This window comes from Sphaerimonospora thailandensis (assembly GCF_016863115.1).
GTDB classification, from domain to species: domain Bacteria; phylum Actinomycetota; class Actinomycetes; order Streptosporangiales; family Streptosporangiaceae; genus Sphaerimonospora; species Sphaerimonospora cavernae.
On sequence record NZ_BOOG01000004.1, the window covers coordinates 1 to 17849 of the forward strand.

Below are 17849 nucleotides of genomic sequence, written 5' to 3' on the forward strand. Positions count from 1 at the left end.
CCCCCCCCCCCCCCCCACGGGGAGAGCGGCACCGCGTGCCGGAGAAGGGATCGCGTCAGAGGCCGAAGGCCAGCAGGACTGAGCCGCGGCCGGGGTTGGGGTACGGGGTGAACATGTAGCCGGACTGCACGAAGAGCATGCCGTGCGAGACGACCGCCCCGCCCGCGCCGGACACCGCACCGCCGCGTCCCGGCAGGCCGTTGACGCCGTCGACCGGTGTCATCGTGTCGTAGGTCCACAGCACCTTGCCGGTGCGCGCGGAGTAGGCCCGCATCTTGCCGTCCATGCTGCCCAGCCAGACCAGACCGGGCGTCGTGGTCACCGCGGGCCCGTGGCCGAGCTGGCAGACAGCGGGGTACTGCGCCGCGCCGCCGGTGGTGCAGCCGTCCTCCGGATTGGGGGTCTTCCAGATGACGTGGCCGTTGGCCGGGTCGAGGGCGAACAGCGTGCCCGGCCTGCCCATGTACGTCGAGACGTACAGCCGTCTGCCGTCGAAGCTGGTGCCCCACTGGATGCCGGACAGGCCACCGCCGGGCATCGGCTCGGACAGCTGGCGCTGCCAGACGATCTCCCCGGTCCTGGCGTCGAGCACGTGGAAGACGCCGGACTTCTGCCCGATGCCGATCAGGCGTCTGCCACCCGCGCTGAAGATGTTGGGAGCGGCGCCCAGATCGAAGTCGAGCGCGGTGCCGTCCGGCAGGTTCGGGCAATATTGCCGGTCCTCAGGGGTGGGGATCGAGCATTCCATCCGCCAGGTGTCGACGTCGGTCATCTTGCGGGTCCAGCGGGCTTTGCCGGTGGTGATGTCCAGCGCCAGCACCGAGTCGTAGTCGCCCCCGCTTCCGGTGTAGTTCTGCCCGGTCCCGACGTACAGGGTCCGGGTGAACGGGTCGATGGCCGGGGTGCTCCACACGCCCGCACCGGACGGTTCGTACCTGGGCCGGCCGTTCGGCCAGGTGCCGTTCTGCTCGGGCTCGGGCACCGTGTAGTAGCGCCAGACCAGGTCGCCGGTCTCGGCGTCCAGGGCGTCGACATGGCCCCGGAAGGTGCAGCAGGGGAAGTCCTTGCCGATGATGTTCTGGCCGCTGGAGACGCCGACGTAGACGCGGTTCCCGTAGACGATCGGCGAGCTGGTCAGGCCGGCGGCCACCTGGTCGTCCAGCTGCTTCCACCAGACCAGCTTGCCGGTGCGCTGGCTCAGTGCGTAGAAGGAGCCCCGGCCGTCGCCGAAGTACACCTTGCCCCGCGCGACCGCGGGCCCGTCCTGCACCACGGCGCCCCGGCCGGGCGGGCCGACCGTGCTCAGGTCGAAGTCCCATTTCGCGGCGCCGGTCCGCGCGTTACGGGCGTAGAAGTGGCCGTCGGGGGCGCCGAAGTAGACGGTGTCACCGACGACGGCGGGCTGACTGTGCGGCGTGCCCGCGTTCTCGGGGTAGGCGAACGCCCACTTCAGCTTCAGCCGGCGCACGTTGCCCGGAGTGATCCGATGTTCGAAGGCGTTGAAGCGCGAGCCGCTCAGGTCCTTCTGCCAGCTGGGCCAGTCGCCTCCCGGCAGCCGGCCCGGGAAGAGCCCGGCCGTGTCGGCCACGCTGGTGTCGGCCGTGGCGGTGCTCCCGTCGCCGGGCTCGGCGGACGCGCCCGGCGTGCCCAGCAGTACGGCCAGGCACGAGGCGGCCACCACCGCGAGGGCTCTCAGCGACTTCGTTCGCTGTTTCCGATGCATTCCCGTCTCTTCTCATCGTTGGGGGGGAGGCCCGGACCCCCGCGTACGGGAGGCCGGGCCTGTGAGGGACGGCCGTTCAGCGGGTGAACGGGGCGTGCTTGTTCCAGAAACCGCAGTTGTGCTGCTTGGAGATCTCCTCCGTCAACTGGCTGTCACCCGCCGGCGCCAGCGACATGACGGTGGGGTGGTGGCGGGTGAACCTGGGCCAGTACGGCGCGCCGTCGACCGTCGGGTCGCCGGTGCGGGCGAACCCGGTCCACTGGGTGACCAGTTGCGTGGCGAAGACCCGCTGGTTGGCGCTCACGTCGGCGCCGGGCGGCGCGAGCAGGAACGGCACCTCGTTGACGTGGTACGAGCCGTTCGGCTTGGTCGCGTCCAGGAAGAACATCGGCGGCGCGTCGGCGTTGTCGACCTGGAAGGCGTAGACGGGGATGCGGCGGGCCAGCCGTTCGTGGTTGAGCAGGGCGGGACAGACCGAGTTGGAGTCGGCCACGATGGTGCGGGAGGCGATGAACGCCGCCGGCTCGGGGAACCGGTTCAGGGGGTAGCGCCTGAACACCTCGGGGGCGAGGCGGCCGTACTGCTCCCTGACCAGGGCCTCGTACTCCTCCGGAGTGTTCGCGACCTGGAGTTGCACCTCGTCGCGGTCGACGCCGTGCATGAGGGCGACGTTGTTGACACGCCCCCTGGCGAACGCCTCTCCGGGCGACATCGGCAGGATCTCGCCGTCGACGATCGGGGCCAGCGTGCCCTTGTCGGGGCCGATGCCGTCGCCGGCCTTCTCCAGCAGCGTCTTGACGGGCACCGCGCGCAGGCAGGCGGCCACGTCGGCGGCGCCGCCGCAGCCGACCGCCGCGGCGAAGCGGTCGCCCGTCGCCTCCGCCTCCTTCAGGGTCGGCAGGTCCGACTTGCAGTCCTGCGGCTGCCACATACTGTCCTTGCCCAGCAGCGAGTTGTACTCGCCGCTCTGGGCGATCCCCTTCTGGAACAGTCCCTTGGCGGCCGGTGAGGTGGTCTGGGCGCACACGCTGGACCCGCCGGCGGACGCGCCGTAGATGGTCACGTTCCCGGGGTCTCCGCCGAACCGGGAGATGTTGCCGCGCACCCAGCGCAGCGCCTCCTGCTGGTCGCGCAGGGCGTAGTTCCCCGAGCGCGCGCCCAACGACCGGTGCGCGAGAAACCCGAGGATGCCGAGCCGGTAGTCGACGCTGACATGCACGATGTTCCCCGTACGGGCGAGGTGCGCGCCGTCGGAGGACGCGCCGAGCCGGAAGCCGCCGCCGTGGAACTCCACCATGACCGGCAGCGCCTTGCGGCCGGTGTCCGCCGGCGCGGCGATGTTCAGCTTCAGGCAGTCCTCGTCGGTCGACTCGGGGGTGAGGAACTCCGGTTGCGGGCAGGGGGTGCCTGTCGCCGTCGCCTGGAGGAGCGTCGTCCACGGGGCGTGCGGCCTGGGCGGCGCCCAGCGCAGCTCACCCGTGGGCGGCTCGGCGTAGGGGACCGCGAGCCATGTCTTGACGCCGTCGGCCGACAGGCCGCAGACCGGGCCCTTGTCGGTCTGGATCGTCGTGCCGGGCGCGCACGCGACGGCCGTACGCGCGGCGGTGGAGGGGGATGCCACGGCCGTCGGCGCCGCCGCGGCGACCGTGGTCACGGCCATGAGGAGTGACACGATCACGGCGAGGGTGCGTTGCCGTTTCTCCGTCTTCATATGGTTTCCTTGGTGAACCGACAATAGAACGGGGTGAGCCGCCGGGGCATCCACCCGTGACCGTTCTGGGCCTGTTGGGCGATTGCGCACGAATGTACGCCCCGATGACTGATCGTATAAGAAATCAGTAAGGAGAATTTGTCAAGTCTTACCGGCGGAGTCGGGGGACCGTCGTTAAGCCGGACACGACTCCCCAAATGATGTCCGTCATCGATTCAGTCGTGATGCGCATACACACTTGACTTGATGGTACCGGACGTTCTGGTTTGTCCTTCGCAGGTGATTGTCGCATCACCGGTGGGCTCAAGGCCCGGCCATCGGCGGCGGCATCTTGTCAAGTTTCGAGTACGTACGTTCTACATGATCCGGACCTGCGATATGCCGACATCAGGCGGCGAGCCGGATTCGAATACACCATCCGGTAGCCACCGGAAACATCAATTACATTCCGTGACGAGTCACAGCACGCATAACCATCAGTCATAATCAGAATTACACGCTGAAATAGGTCCTTTATCCGACAAAGCGCCCATCTTGCCGATGGACCTCGATCTTCCTCCGGTAAGCTGCCGCTCATGTTGTGCCGCAGCCTCCGATCGGGGCGGGTTACCGCTATTTCTTCCCTCATTGAGATGCGGTTTTCCCAGGACAAGGAGACGTTATGAGAATCGGGACCGTCATCCGTACGTCCCTCGCCGGGCTCGCCGCGGTCGTCACGCTTGCCGCGTGCGGCGGTTCTGGAACAGATGAAGCGAGTGCCGGCGACAGTGCCGGTGGCCTCGAGAAAACCACGCTCAACCTCGGTGTCGTGCCCGTCCCCTCGGCGGCGCCGCTGTTCCTGGCGTTGGAGAGAGGATTCTTCGAGGAAGAGGGCCTGACCATCAAGACGGAGACCATCCAGGCTCCGCAGGCGGTCATGCCCAAGATTCTGAATGGCAGCATGGACGCCTTCCTCACCACCTATGTCTCGCTGATCTCCATCCAGGACTCCGGCGCCGCCAAGTTGAAGATGCTCGTCGAGTCCCAGCAGGGAGCTCCTGGCATAAACGGCCTCTACGTCACCGAAGACTCCCCGGTGAAGTCGCTTCAGGACCTCAAGGGCAAGACGGTCGCGGTGAACGTGCTCAAGGCCCTCGGCGAGGTCACCGTCAGCGCTCACCTGAAAGTCGCCGGACTGGCTCCGACCGATGTGAAGTTCGTGCCCATCCCCTTCGACCAGCAGCTCGCCGCGCTGAAGTCGGGACAGGTCGACGCCGCCTGGCTCAGCGAGCCCTACATCTCGGCGGCGCGGAAGGACCTCGGGGCGGTCCAGCTGGTCGACACCCTGAGCGGCCCGACGGCCGACCTGCCGCTGGACGGCTGGGGCGCCACCGCCGACTGGGTCGAGAAGTACCCGAAGACCGCCGCCGCGTTCCAGCGAGCGATCGGCAAGGCCCAGCAGATCGCCGCGTCCGACCGCGAGGCGCTCAACCAGGTGATCCCGACCTTCACTCAGATCCCGGCCGAGGTGGCCTCCACCATGTCGATGGGCACCTTCTCCACCTCGCTCGACGCCACCCGGACCCAGCGTGTGGCCGACCTGATGGCGGAGTTCGGCATCACGAAGACCAAGATCGACGCCAACCAGCTCGTGGCGGCCCCGCCGCAATGAGGGCACGGACGATCCTCCGCGGCGCCATCGGCGTCGCGGGGTTTGTTCTCGTCATGGAGGCCCTCGGCAGGACCGGGGTGATCGATCCCTACACGGTGCCGCTGGCGTCGGACGTGCTGGCCAAGACGGTCGTCCTGGCGGGGGACGCCGCGTTCCTCGCCAAGGTCGGCGACACGCTGTCGGCTGCGGTCATCGGGCTGCTGCTGGCCATCGCGATCGCCGTACCCGCCGGAGTGGTCCTGGGCACGCTGCCGAGGGTGGAGACGGCGGTGCGGCCGCTGGTGGAGTTTCTGCGGCCCATCCCCTCGGTGGCCCTGATCCCGCTGGCGTTGTTCGTGTTCACCGGCGGCGCCCAGGCGGAGATCGCGCTGATCGTGTTCACCTCGTCCTGGCCCCTGCTGATCAACACCTGGTACGGCGTGCGGGATGTGGACCCGCTGGCCAAGGAGACCATGCGCAGCTTCGGTTTCGGCCCGGCGGCGATCGTGGCGCGGGTGCTGCTGCCCAGCGCCGCGCCGTTCATCCTCACCGGAGTGCGGATCGCCGCCTCGGTCACGTTGATCGTGGCGGTGAGCGTGGAGCTGGTCGCGGGCGGCGACAGCGGGATCGGCACGTTCCTGACCGATCAGGGCACCGCCGGGGTGAACCGGCGTGATGTGATGCTGGCGGCGGTGGCATGGACCGGAATGATCGGGTTGCTGGTCAACGTCGCGCTGGTGGCCGCCGAGCGCCGGCTGTTTCGCCGGCATCACGCCCGTACCGGGCAGGAGGCGGCATGAGGCTCCTGAGAGGTCTGGCCCGGCTGTGGGTCGTGCCGGTGGCGTTGGCGGCGTGGGAGGTGCTCACCCGCCTGGCGCAGGCTCCCTATTTTCCTCCGCCGTCGACGATCGCGGCCCGGTCGCATGAGCTGTGGTTCAGCGGGCCGGCCGCACGGTTGTTCCTCAGCGACGAGGCGGTGCGGCATCTGCTGCCGAGCCTGTGGCGGCTGGTGGTCGGCTGGGCCGGCGCCTGCCTGGCCGGTGTGCTGGTGGGCATCGCGGTGGGCAGGTCGCGGCGGCTGGCCGAGTACGTCAACCCGCTGATTCATTTCGGCCGGTCGATCCCGCCGCCGACCCTGCTGCCGATCTTTTTGGTGTTGTTCGGGGTGGGCACCCCGACCCAGCTGGCCGCGATCGTGTTCGGAGTGTTGTGGCCGGTGCTGCTGAACAGCGTGGACGGGGCACGGGACGTGGACCGGCAGTATCTGGAGACCGCTGACGTGTTCCGCCTGTCCCGCGGCCAGCGGCTGTGGCGGATCATTTTGCCGGCCGCGGCGCCGAAGGTCTTCGCCGGGTTACGGCTGAGCGTGTCCCTGGCACTGGTCATGATGATCATCTCCGAGCTGGTCGGCAGCACCGAGGGGATCGGGTACCGGATGCTGCAGGACGCGCTCGACATTCCCGCGATGTGGACGGCCATCGTGCTGATCGGGGTCCTGGGTTTCGTGCTCAACGCCGCGTTCGTGAGAGCCGAACGGTGGCTCCTCGCCTGGCACTACGGCGCCAGGAAATCCACATGACGAAGATGCTCGCTGTGAACTTGATACACGCTTGACGGTGACACCTGATTGTCCTAGTTTGTCGGTTGTGCGAGATGACAGCAGGAGCGGATCACACACGTCGGATGTGATCCCCCAGAAGATCGTCGCCCGGCTGCGAGTCGGCCGGGCCTGGACCGTCGAACTGCACGGCGGGTTGGGCTTCGCCGCCGGTCGGCTCGGCACGTGGCTGGGTGTACGCGAGACGGCCGTCGGTCCGGTGCTCCGGGTCGAGGTACGGCTCGCGCGAGGCGTCGCCGACGCCGCCCCGCTGTGGGACTTCGTCCGGGAGCGGCAGCGGCAGGAGGTCCTCCTCGGACGTTGGGTGCACGACCCGGACACGGGTGTGCTGGCACTGGTGGCGGAGCTCCCGATCACCGGGGGCGCCTCCTGCGTGCCGACGCTCGCCCGTTGTGTCGCGGAGTTGGTCTACGAGGCCGAGGCGATGGCCGCCATCGGGGTCCCCGAACTGGAGCTCGGCGCGGCCACCGCGCTGACCGCGATCAACGGGCGCCTGCGGGACAGGCCGCACCGCATCGCCACCCACCTGCGCGTCGCGAAGAGCGGACGCACGACGGTGGAGACCGTGCTCGATGAGGCCAGGACCGCCCTTCGCGCCCGCCCCGGCGAACACACCTGCGCGATCAGGCTGGACCGTCATCCCCGCCTGGGCTGGGGGGTGCGGCTCGCGGCGGCACCCGGCGACGCCGTTTGGCGGCCCAAGGAGACGGGCGGCTGGGGGAACATCTCGACGGGAGACGGATTCGTCACCCGGCTCAACCGCCTCGACGAGCAGTTCGCGACGTTCGCACCGGGCAGATGGGCCTTCGACCAGAACGGCGTGACCTATCGGCTCTTCCTGTCCGCCGCGGTGCTGGACACCGGCGGCGCTCACGCCGTCGAAGCGGTGATCGCGCTGGCCGAGGCCGTGGCCGTACGTGCGCTGCCGCCGACGTCGGCGAGGTCGGGACCGCTGCTCGTCGCGACGAGCTGGCCCGGTGACGACACGGCCGGACAGGACACGGCCGGACAGGACGCGTGCCCCTTCGACGCCGCCGACATTCCGGAGCACCCGAATCGGCTCACCGCCTACGAGCTGTACCGGGACCGGCCGGTGGACAAGCCCGGTTCGCTGGCCGGCACCGTGGTCCTGGTCGAGGTGAGCGACGTCGACGACGACAGGCTCTATGTCATCCCCGAGTCGTGGGCGCGAGGTGAGCTGCGCGGCTACGCCACGCTGTGCCACGCCCGCACCTATCGTGACGTGCTGGTGGACGACGACGCGGTGGAGACCGTGGTAGCCGCCCTGGAACGACGCCTGGAGGACGACGAGCCCGAGGAGGGTGACGAGGCCGAGGGGGGTGTGGACGCGCGCGAGCTTTTCGCGCGGCGCGTGGCGGAGGACGCGCGCTTCGACACCGATGCGGTCTTCGGTGTCGAAGGCTGGCGGGACTGGATCCCCAGCGCCGAGGAAAGCTCGGCATGGTTCGCCGAGAGCAAGGTTCCCGTGCTGTGGAGCCGGTTCAAGCGGGTGGACGGCGCGTGGGGCATCGACTACGACCCGACCGACTATCTGCCCGCTGAAGACAGGGAGCGGATCCTCGCCGAACTGCGGGTCCTCGGTTGCGAGATCCGCGAATGCCCGGGACTGGTCCGCCTGTACTGGGACCCCGACCCCGATCTCGTCGCCCGCATCGACGCGGGCGAATGGCCGCCCAGGCCCGAAGCACCGAAACCGGCTCCCGCGTACGACCGAAGTGAGGAACCGGCATGAGCAGCCCGCTGCCCTGGATCGCCGATTCCCTGGGCGTTTCGCGGACGTACACCATCGAGTCGGAGGCGGGCCTGACCCTTGCCGTCGGCGGGCTCGGCCTGCGGATGGAGGACCGGGACGCGACGCTACGGGTGGAGATCCCGGTCGCGTACGGCCTCGAGCCGGGTGCGCCGACTTACCGCCTGGTGGGGCAGGCGAGCCGCGACACCACAGTCGGCCGATGGGTGTACGACTCTGTCTCCGGAGTCGTCGCCGTGGTCGCCGACCTGCCCGGCGAGTTCTCGGCGGCCTCCCTGACCGAGGTCGTCGCCTCGATGGTGTCGGAGACGCGGAGCCGGCTGCCGATCACGGACCAGTGCATCAGGATCTACCCGTGGATCGGTGAAGGTACGGCGACAGCCACCCAGATCCCCCGACTGACGGCCGAGCGGCGGACGATGGGCGAGAGCTCCGACCACGTGGACCAGGTGCTGGCCCTCCTGGCGCGGGAGCCCGGGGCCGAGGATATGGACACGGCCGACGGCATATCCTTCGTGGGCCCGCAGGGCTGCCGGCTGTGGGTGGTCCGGCAGCAGCGCCACGGCATCGGCTGGGGCCTGCTCCTTCAGCTGGACAGCGCTCACGGGCAGCGGTTGCGTCTCCCGACCGGGACTCCCCCGCTCAGCTACGCGACGCTGGCCAAGCTCAACCTGACGCGGCATGGCCCGGGCGCGTGGGTCAACGGGCTGCGCAACAGGTTCTTCGCCTCGACCCGGCTGCTGTGCTCGGCCCCCTCACCGGACGCGGCCGGCCGGATGGTAAGGCGGCTCGCCCAGCTGATGCTGGACGAGAGCGTCGCCGAGCCGGCCGACTCGCCGAGCGTCGCCGTCGACTTCCCGACGTGTGCGGAGAGCGTGCTGCACTGCGATCGCGACCACCCGGGCCATGTGCCGAAAGGCCCACTGTTCGGTCTGGGATGGGATCGCTGGAACCGCGTCCGCCGCGGACTGCCGGGTCGGGAGAGCGAGAAGGTCACCGACCTGGTGGTGACCGACGAGGGGACCGTCTCCTTCGCCGTGTCCGGTGAGAACGCGCGGACCGTCACCGGCTGGAACCACACCCCGCAGCGTCTGCGGGAGCACTGCCGCGGCAGCGCCAAACTTCGCTGGCACGACTCCCTGCGGCTGCTGGAAATCGGCACCCTGCGCTTCCACATCGCCACAGACGGCCCATCACCCTGCACCGCCCGGCACACGTAGCCGCCGGGCTCTCCATCTACCTTCGATCCTCCACCAGGAGATCTGGACATCTACCTTGATGAACGCTAGATCGGAAGATAGAGGTCAAACTTCATCTTTTCATCGCATAGATGCTGTTCCGTGACAGATTATCGGTAACGTCGCCCACGACTAGATCGCTAGCGGAGGGGCCTGTTGTCTGAAGGAACCGGAGCGACGGCAGCGCAGCAGCAGGATCCGGTACCGCCCGCCAAGCAGCACAACGCACACGGACTGACTGCGTTGGACCGGTTCGACCCCACCGCGATCGGCCCGTACCGGCTCGCGGGACGTATCGGAGCCGGCGGGATGGGAATCGTCTACGCGGGCATGGACGGCAGCGGCCGCCGCGCCGCCGTTAAGGTCATTCACCCGGAACTGTCCCGGGACCCGGAGTTTCGCACCCGATTCAAGCGCGAGGTGGCACTTCTCCAGCGGGTAACCGGAGCGTGCACGGTGCGTGTTCTGGCGTTCGATCTCGATGCGGCACAGCCGTGGCTGGCGACGGAGTATGTGGCCGGCCCCACGCTGGCTCAGCGCGTCGATGAGAGTGGCCCGCTCTCCGAGGAGGAGATCATCGGCTTGGCAGCGGGTCTGGCCGAGGCACTTCGGTCCTTGCACGCCGCCGGAGTGGTCCACCGAGACCTGAAGCCCTCCAACGTCATCCTGTCGCCTACCGGGCCGCGCCTGGTCGACATGGGCATCGCCCGCGCCCTTGACGAAACCAGCGTCACCAGAACGGGTGTCGTGGTGGGCTCTCCAGGCTGGATCAGTCCGGAAGAATACCGCGGCGATGATGTGGGACCGGCCGCGGACGTGTACGGCTGGGCCCTGCTCGTGCTCTTCGCCGCCACCGGCCGACCGCCCTTTGGAACAGGGCGTCCGGAGGTGCTTGCGATGCGCGTGCTCGCTGAGACGCCCTCGGTGGACGGAGTCCCCGACTCGCTGGCCCCCGCGATCGGCAAAGCCTTGGCCAAGGACCCCGACACGCGGCCCTCCGCCGAGAAGATACTGGCCCAAATAGCCCACCTCTGGGGGGAGAACCACGGCGAGCGTTCGGCGGAGACGGAAGACGTCACACAGTTCCTGAACCGAACGTGGGTCATGCCCCTTGGCCACGAATGGGAGTGGAGCGCTCCAGAACCATCAAATGAGCAGCTTGGACGCAGGTACGGCGTGACGATCACGATAGCCACAGTCGGAATCGCCGCTCTGGTCGCACTCATCCTCCTCTTTGCAGACGGGGAACCAAAGATTCGATCACAAGCTTCGCCGCCGAGGACACCAGCACCTTCTTCCACTTCTTCAGCTTTTCCTGTTGGCGTATCGGCCTCTGCGGCTCCGAGTCCTACACCGAAGGCCACGACATCACCGAAGTCCGCGAAGCCATCTGGTCGCAGAGTGAAGATGATGGCGGGAATCTCCTTCGTCCTTCCTCCGGACTGGATGTACTTCCCCAACCTGACCAACAACCCGGATATTATGTGCCTGCGCCCCAAGAGTAAGAAGAACGCAGAATACTTCTACTGCGACCAATATGGAATGAGCATCTACCCCTGGGCGCGAAAGGAAGACGACACATACGACGACAGTGACCTGAAATCGCTTGACGATCCTGACGAGATCACCTATAAGGGCTCGGGGTGGCCCTGCGAAACGGACACCGGACTTCTACGCAAGGGAAGAATTATAAAGAGTGGTCTACATAAGATTGGGGATCGCCGAGCTTATTACCGGAAAGCGCGCAGCTACTGCAAGGATGGATCGATAGCGGAGACCGAAGTCCTCGTTCTGCCACTCACACATCTCACCGTCAGCATTGATATGATGCCCAAGAAGGAACGGGCTCAAGTGGAGCAGATCCTTCGGTCTTTCAAATTTCCCAACAAGCCTCCACGTTGATTTGCGATGAGAAATGACAAAGATGGTTTCGCGCTGACGAACAAAGACCCAGACCACATCGGCCCCTATCGTCTGGTTGGCAAACTGGGCGCCGGTGGCATGGGAACCGTTTACGCAGGGATCGACTCGAATAGCGAACGAGTCGCGATCAAAGTAATCCATCGCGAATTGGCTCGCGACCCAGAGTTCCGTCTACGCTTTTCGCGAGAGGTCGAGCTACTCAACCGTGTACACGGTAAATATACAACTCGCGTCTTGGCTTTCGATGTGGAGACCGCACAACCGTGGCTGGCGACCGAATACGTTCCCGGCCCAACGCTCGCTGAACGAATAGGACTCGACGGCCCACTCTACGGCCAAGGAATCGTAGGCCTCGCCGCCGGCCTCTGCGAGGCACTGCACGCCCTGCATGCGGCGAACATCGTGCACAGGGACCTGAAGCCTTCCAACGTCATCTTGTCGCCGAAAGGTCCGCGCGTGATCGACATGGGCATCGCTCGGGCACTGGACGAAACGAGTGTGACTCGCACCGGAGTGCTCGTCGGCTCCCCTGGCTGGATAAGTCCAGAAGAATACAGTGGCGACGATGTGGGTCTCCCTTCAGATATTTATGGCTGGGCGTTGCTTCTGGTCTTCGCGTCAACCGGCCGCCAGCCATTCGGAACGGGTCGACCTGAAGTAATAGCCACACGGATCATGACCAGCGATCCGGAAACCGACGCACTGCCCGAGGACCTTCAAGCACTGGTTCGGCAAGCACTTTCCAAGGATCCCGGGAAGAGGCCCCATGCCGATCACCTCCTCAAGGCCATGGCGGAAATCTGCCGGCAATCAGGATTGTGCTCTGCCGCTCCGGCCGAGGAGGTCACCAAATTTTTGGATCGGACATGGGCCGTAGAACCGACTACCGAGCCGAACTGGAGCTCATCTGAGCCTGCGGCGGCCCCCAAACGATTCAACGCTCGGTTTTGGGTCGCCGCGTCTGTCGCAGCCACTTTGGTTGGAGCGCTCTTCGCCACTACTCTTACGATGCGATCCGCCGAATCCAGACCACCAACCATTTCTGGTGATGCATCTCAGACTCCGATCTCCGCCGAGAAGAAAGCAAACCATACTCCTAAGAGCGCAGCGCCGCCGGCGAGCAGACCTTCTCCTTCCAAAAGGCCTATCGAGATCCGGCGGACGACACCCGACGGCTCCTACTCATACCTTATTCCCGCAGGCTGGGAATCGATAGTCGACATGGGCGCAAGCGGTGGTTCGACATGCATTCGCCCGAAGGGGTCGAAGTCCTGCGATGAGGGCGTGGAGATAACCTACGGAGGCCGCATCACTGGAGACCTGCAAGATTACGACAATCTCGTGACCCTCGAACTCCCCGACCCCGCGATGTTCGGCTGCTACAAGGAGGATGCAGGCGCATCGCTCGTCGAGCGCGAATTACGCCGAGTCGGAGGCGATGACGCCCAATATCGCAAGTTCATCGTCAGCTGCGCTGGGAGGAAAGACTACTCTGGATACATGTGGGTGCTGCCCAACGAATGCGGACAGGGCACCAACACAATTCGCGCGCACGGAGCAGTCGACAGAAATAAACTCGATTCGATCATCCGCTCCCTGTCTCCATGTCCCGATTACTCGAATCACAAACAGCGATCATGATGCCGAAATCGGCACCCCAGTTTCGCGATCACCGTCGTTGTACAGGGATCAGCGTCGGCTCGGTCCTGCCGAATGGTTGAGGAACCGCTTCAGCGCCTCACGGACGGCCTGGTCGGCCAGCGTGAACGTGGTCGTGAGGTGCTGCGTCAGAGGCTCTGCCTCAACTCCTCGGCCGCCATCGTCGGCCTCACCGGTCCTCTTCTTCGGCTCGTGCGGCCAGCGACTGGCGGTCGGAGTGGCGGAGGCGCTGGGAGAAGGCGGCGTGGGCGTGGCGGTACTCGGCCTCCCGGTCGGCCTTGTGGAACGGCGCGGCGTACCCCTCGGGACGGGGCCGTTGGTCTCAGGGTCGAGGTGGGCCGTGAGCTGCTCGAAGTGCTGCCTGGTCTGACCGTACCCATAGGTGTTGTGGTTACCCGCGATCTTCCGGCCGTCGGCGTCGAACCAGATCCGCGCCTCATAGTCGCACAGGACCGGATAGCCCGCTCGGTATCGAAGGGAATCATTTTCCGCCAGGCCAGCCGATAGGACTCGGTGTGCCGGCGGACCACGCCGTCTCCGCCCACCCACCGGTCCTGGGCGGCGAGGTAGGTCTCCTCGTCGCAGGCCCGCCCGTAGTTCGTCACGGGAACGGCGTCTTCGGGGAGGGCTGTCAGGTCCCAGGTGGACCAGTCGCGGTTGGTCCTGCACGGAATGTTCGGCGCCGTCGCTCAGCCGCTCGGCCGTGCTCGCCTGGTGCGGCAGGTCCGCGAAGTAGGGCCGGTCGGCGAAGTACGGCTTGGCGAGAGCGCGCAGCCCCTTGCGCGGGGTGAGGCGACCGGCCTTCTCCTGCTCGTTCCAGCGGGCGAACAGGCCGTCCTTCTTCTTCAGGTCCTTGGGCAGCACCTCGGCCAGATAGTGTGCCGAGAAGTAGTCACCACGGTTGACCAGCGAGTCGAAGCCCATCGGTGGTTCCAGTTCCCGAAGCCACGTAGGAACCTCTTGCCGATTCCGAGCTTCGACATCTCAGCGTTCACCGTCCAAGCTGCCCAGGACCTCAACGATTTTCAGCACGTTGGGGTGGCTGCCGCCGTATTCACGCTTGAGATCAGGCAGCAGATCCGTCAGAGTCCTCCTCGCCCGGATCTGATCACCCGCGCCGAGTTCGAGCAGCCCGATTTGGCGTCGCAACTCCAGCACCCGGTCCTCGTCGACCCCGAACCGCTTTTCGTCCTCAAGCAAACGATTGAGCTGCGCGAGTGCGATGGTGACCTCGCCCACGGCGGCATGGCAGTTCGCCTCCATCAAGCGCAGGCGCAGAACGAGATCGTCGTCAGGCCCGTCCCGCCGCGTCAGCTGGGCGACGAGTCCGGCGAACTCTGGGACCGCCCGGCGATAGTCGCCGGCCAGGAACAGCATGTCCGCCAACTCGAGGCGCAACGAGATCACGTCGGGGTTGTCCGCGCCGAGCTCATGTGCCGCGGGCTCCACGACCCTGGCGAGCAGCTCCGCGGCCTGCGTGAAACGCGTCTCGGCCTTGAGCTCGCGCGCGTCCATTCGCGCCATCTCGATATCGCTCGGTCTGAAGCGCTCGGGGTCGCTCGGCCTGAGGGGTTCGGTCGCGGCGGCAGGCACATCGGGTGCGGCAGCAGGCAGATCGGACGTGGCGCGCACGGGCTCGGCCCTGCCCGTTTCCGCCTTCGGCGAGGCGCCGATCCGGCCCACGACGCCTGCGTACATCCGGACCGGATGACGTGCGACGGCGTCCACGTAGCCGGGGAACGAGGGCAGGTCACGGCAGAAATCCAGGAGGCGCTCGTAGACCACGGTGGCCGACGCGGGCCTGTTGTCCGGCGACTTCTCCAGCAGCCACAGGACCAGCCGTTCCAGGCCTTCGGGCACGTCGCGCCGCCGTCGGCGCAACGGCCGCGGCGCTCGGGCCACATGGTTCTGCACGGACGCCAGGGGCGTCGCGCCACAGAACTGGTTCTCCCCCGACAGCATTTCGTCCAGCACCACGCCGAGGGCGTACAGATCGCTCTGTGGACTCGTCGAACCGGCCATCGCCTGCTCAGGTGCCACGTACTCGGGGGTGCCGACCATGACACCGGTCTGGGTGAGCCTGGTCGCGGTGGGCGAGAGCGCGGCGGCGATTCCGAAGTCCAGCACCTTGACCGTGCCATCGGGACTCAGCATGAGGTTGCTCGGCTTCAGGTCCCGGTGGACCAGGGAGTTGTCATGGGCCACAGTGAGCACCGAGCACACCTGCGCGGCGATCGCCGCGGCCCAGGCGACCGGGATCTCGGTCTCGTCGAGCAGTGTGGCGATCGGGCAGCCGTTGATCAGCTGCATGACCAGGTAGAGCTCTTCCCCGTGGGTGCCGCAGTCGTAGACGGCGGGGACGCCCGGGTGTTCCAGACGTGCCGTGATCCGTGACTCGCGGACGAAGCGCTGCGTGAGCTCCCTGTCCGGTTTGCCGTCCGGCAGCCGATCGACACGGATGAACTTGATCGCTATCCGCCGGTCCAGACGCTTGTCGTAGCCGAACCAGACCTCGCCCATGCCACCGCCGCGTCGCGACAGGGGATCCAGCTCGTAGCGATCGTCGATAATCCGCCTGCTCAACCCGGCTGCCTTCCGCGAAGCCACCCTGTTCATCGGAGAAATTACCCGATCGGCGATGAGTGCGCAGGTGACTGGCGCAGCTCATGGCAGCCATCGCCAGGCCGTCGCCAGGCCGTCGCACGGTCATCGCCCGCTAACCGGCGGGTTCGAGCTCGCCGTCGGTGAGCCCTTGCAGGACCTGTCTCGCGAGCAGGCCACCCATCTGGGCGGTCTGGCGCACAGCGCTTTCGAAAGCGTCCAACCGGCGAAACGCCTCGCCGTACCGTCGCTGTTCCGTGATCGGCAGGCGGGGCAGTTTCGCGCGCCGCACGTCGACCCGATAGGTGCCCGACGACGTGACCGCGGCCCGCTCGGCGGACAGACGCAGGAAGCCGGCCACGAAGAGCGGGTCGAGCACCTCCTGGTCCACCCGGATGACGAAAAGGTGCGGGCCGAGCACCACCTCTTCTGTCATGACTCGGGCCATCACGTCGTGGGTGACCGCCGGGATCACGATGTCGCCGGGCCCGGCGGTCACGGTCTCCTGCCCTACCCGTCCGCGACCTGTCGGTCCGCGGCCCAGCACGACGTCCTTCGCGGTGAGCAGCGGCACGTCCCCCGACTCCGTCGCCATCCGCATCGGGGTCTGCTCCAGCTGGACGGCGCCCGCCCGGGCCAGCTCACCGAGCGTCGTCATCGTCAGGTCCCTGGTCTGCCGGCGCACGGCGGGCAGCAGCCCGGTCAGCGCCGAAGCCACCTCGTGGAGGTCGTCACGGGCCTTGTCCAGGTCTTCCACCCGTACGGCCGTCGCCTTCGGCAGGTGGCGCGACGGCGTGAGGTCCACCTCGTCGTCCAGCAGCTCCATGATCGGTACGGCGCGGCCGACCGCCTCCACGCCCTCGCGGAACGCCTCGACCGGGCCATCGGCCATCAGCACATGCGTGGGCACGACGTCCCTGTCTTCAGGGCGCCGCGGCAACCCCGGCCGCCGCAGCAACCACAGGTGAGGCGGCAACGACGACTGCGGGGCTGAGCCGGCGGGCAGCCCGATCACCGCCTGCAGCGTCCCCGTCCGCAGGAGCTGCGACCGGATCCGACGTCCCGAACGGCGGTTGGCCGCGGCCGGAGGCATCAGCACCACCACCCGGCCGCCCGGCCGCACCCGGGCGAGGCAGTGCTGCACCCAGGCCAGCTCCGATTCGCCCCGTGGCGGCAGTCCGTACTGCCAGCGCGGGTCGGTGGTCAGCTCCTCGTACCCCCAGCCCCGTTCGTTGAACGGCGGAACGCACAACGCGCCGTCCGCCTCGCAGTCGGGAAAGGCGTCGGCGAGCAGCGCGTCACCGCAGCGAGTTTCGGCGTCGGTTTCCCGTACCGCCAGGCGTGCCGCGGCGAGCCGAGCCGTCGCGGCGTCCCGTTCCTGGCCGAGGAGACGCTTCGCGTACGGCTGGGCGGCCAGCAGCAGGGTCCCGAAACCGCAGAGGGGATCGAGCACCGCGTCACACGGCCCGAGCAGCCTGGCCATCAGGGCGGCGACGTCGTCGGAAACGAGCTGGACCCGGCGTGAGTGGGTCTCGATGTAGCGGCGGAACAGGAACTCCACCGTGTCACCGGTGCCGCGTGCGGCGGCCAGTCCTGTCAGGGCTTCCAGCAGGGCCGCGGGCACGTCCGCCCCTGCGCCGTCCGGTCGCTTCAGCGCGCGGTCCCGGTCGGGTCGGACGAGGAACGCCGCCATGGCGCTCACCAGCGGAGCGAGCTGCAGATCATCCGCGGCGTTGCGGAGCTGCTGCCACACTCGCTCGTCTTCCGGCAACTCCTCCAGCTTCCCCTGGTCGCGCAGCCACGCTTCGACCTCGGCCAGCGAGAACAGCGGGTTCGACGAGGTGCCCGCGACCGGTTCCGGGAAGTCCTGAAACCTTCGGCGCCAGTTGCTGACGGCCGCCCGGCCCACTCCGGCCAGGCGTGCGATGTCGCCCGCCGCCACCCTGGCGTCGTCGTGCGTCAACTGCCCTCTCCC

The 17849-nt window shown here is 67.4% G+C and carries 12 protein-coding genes; 7 read left to right on the forward strand and 5 right to left on the reverse strand.

Annotation, left to right across the window (positions count from 1 at the left end):
• Positions 1-55: 55 nt before the first annotated feature.
• Positions 56-1723, reverse strand: a complete 1668-nt coding sequence (locus Mth01_RS01250; RefSeq protein WP_204009925.1) for an outer membrane protein assembly factor BamB family protein — start codon at positions 1721-1723, stop codon at positions 56-58.
• A 76-nt stretch (positions 1724-1799) separates the two neighbouring features.
• The gene (locus Mth01_RS01255) at positions 1800-3434 is read right to left on the reverse strand and encodes a carboxylesterase/lipase family protein (RefSeq protein WP_204009926.1); all 1635 of its coding nucleotides are present in this window, start codon (positions 3432-3434) and stop codon (positions 1800-1802) included.
• 661 nt (positions 3435-4095) lie between these two features.
• Here Mth01_RS01255 and Mth01_RS01260 point away from each other — a divergent pair.
• The 7 genes from Mth01_RS01260 to Mth01_RS01290 all read left to right on the forward strand — a co-directional run bounded on the left by Mth01_RS01260 (position 4096) and on the right by Mth01_RS01290 (position 13255).
• Positions 4096-5085: an ABC transporter substrate-binding protein gene (locus Mth01_RS01260; protein ID WP_204009928.1), complete on the forward strand. Its 990-nt coding sequence runs from the start codon at positions 4096-4098 to the stop codon at positions 5083-5085.
• On the forward strand, positions 5082-5864 hold the full coding sequence (locus Mth01_RS01265; protein ID WP_204009931.1) for an ABC transporter permease: 783 nt from the start codon (positions 5082-5084) through the stop codon (positions 5862-5864). The genes Mth01_RS01260 and Mth01_RS01265 overlap by 4 nt, the downstream gene beginning before the upstream one ends.
• Positions 5861-6643 (forward strand): ABC transporter permease, encoded by a 783-nt coding sequence (locus Mth01_RS01270; protein WP_239089016.1) that lies wholly within the window; start codon positions 5861-5863, stop codon positions 6641-6643. Before Mth01_RS01265 ends, Mth01_RS01270 begins: the two co-directional genes overlap by 4 nt.
• 106 nt (positions 6644-6749) lie before the next feature.
• Positions 6750-8435 carry a hypothetical protein gene (locus Mth01_RS01275; protein ID WP_204009933.1) on the forward strand — a complete coding sequence of 562 codons (1686 nt, stop codon included), beginning with the start codon at positions 6750-6752 and terminating at the stop codon, positions 8433-8435.
• Entirely contained in the window at positions 8432-9673 is a 1242-nt protein-coding gene (locus tag Mth01_RS01280; protein WP_204009935.1) for a hypothetical protein, read from the forward strand. The genes Mth01_RS01275 and Mth01_RS01280 overlap by 4 nt, the downstream gene beginning before the upstream one ends.
• 174 nt (positions 9674-9847) lie before the next feature.
• Positions 9848-11593, forward strand: a complete 1746-nt coding sequence (locus Mth01_RS01285) for a serine/threonine protein kinase (protein ID WP_204009937.1) — start codon at positions 9848-9850, stop codon at positions 11591-11593.
• A 6-nt stretch (positions 11594-11599) separates the two neighbouring features.
• The gene (locus Mth01_RS01290; RefSeq protein WP_204009939.1) at positions 11600-13255 is read left to right on the forward strand and encodes a serine/threonine protein kinase; all 1656 of its coding nucleotides are present in this window, start codon (positions 11600-11602) and stop codon (positions 13253-13255) included.
• A gap of 48 nt (positions 13256-13303) precedes the next feature.
• Here Mth01_RS01290 and Mth01_RS01295 read toward each other — a convergent pair whose 3' ends face one another.
• The 3 genes from Mth01_RS01295 to Mth01_RS01305 form a co-directional block, all read right to left on the reverse strand.
• Complete coding sequence (locus Mth01_RS01295) at positions 13304-14197, reverse strand: hypothetical protein (protein WP_204009941.1); 894 nt, start codon at positions 14195-14197, stop codon at positions 13304-13306.
• 60 nt (positions 14198-14257) lie between these two features.
• Positions 14258-15880, reverse strand: coding sequence for a serine/threonine-protein kinase (locus Mth01_RS01300; protein WP_204009943.1), 1623 nt, complete (start codon positions 15878-15880; stop codon positions 14258-14260).
• 109 nt (positions 15881-15989) lie between these two features.
• Entirely contained in the window at positions 15990-17837 is a 1848-nt protein-coding gene (locus Mth01_RS01305; RefSeq protein WP_239089037.1) for an N-6 DNA methylase, read from the reverse strand.
• Positions 17838-17849: the final 12 nt, after the last annotated feature.

Excerpts from the sequence above, each read along its gene's own strand:
- Mth01_RS01250 (WP_204009925.1), bottom strand. The coding sequence starts at position 1,723 with ATGCATCGGAAACAGCGAACGAAGTCGCTGAGAGCCCTCGCGGTGGTG.
- Mth01_RS01255 (WP_204009926.1), bottom strand. The coding sequence starts at position 3,434 with ATGAAGACGGAGAAACGGCAACGCACCCTCGCCGTGATCGTGTCACTC.
- Mth01_RS01260 (WP_204009928.1), top strand. The coding sequence starts at position 4,096 with ATGAGAATCGGGACCGTCATCCGTACGTCCCTCGCCGGGCTCGCCGCG.
- Mth01_RS01265 (WP_204009931.1), top strand. The coding sequence starts at position 5,082 with ATGAGGGCACGGACGATCCTCCGCGGCGCCATCGGCGTCGCGGGGTTT.
- Mth01_RS01270 (WP_239089016.1), top strand. The coding sequence starts at position 5,861 with ATGAGGCTCCTGAGAGGTCTGGCCCGGCTGTGGGTCGTGCCGGTGGCG.
- Mth01_RS01280 (WP_204009935.1), top strand. The coding sequence starts at position 8,432 with ATGAGCAGCCCGCTGCCCTGGATCGCCGATTCCCTGGGCGTTTCGCGG.
- Mth01_RS01290 (WP_204009939.1), top strand. The coding sequence starts at position 11,600 with ATGAGAAATGACAAAGATGGTTTCGCGCTGACGAACAAAGACCCAGAC.
- Mth01_RS01295 (WP_204009941.1), bottom strand. The coding sequence starts at position 14,197 with ATGGGCTTCGACTCGCTGGTCAACCGTGGTGACTACTTCTCGGCACAC.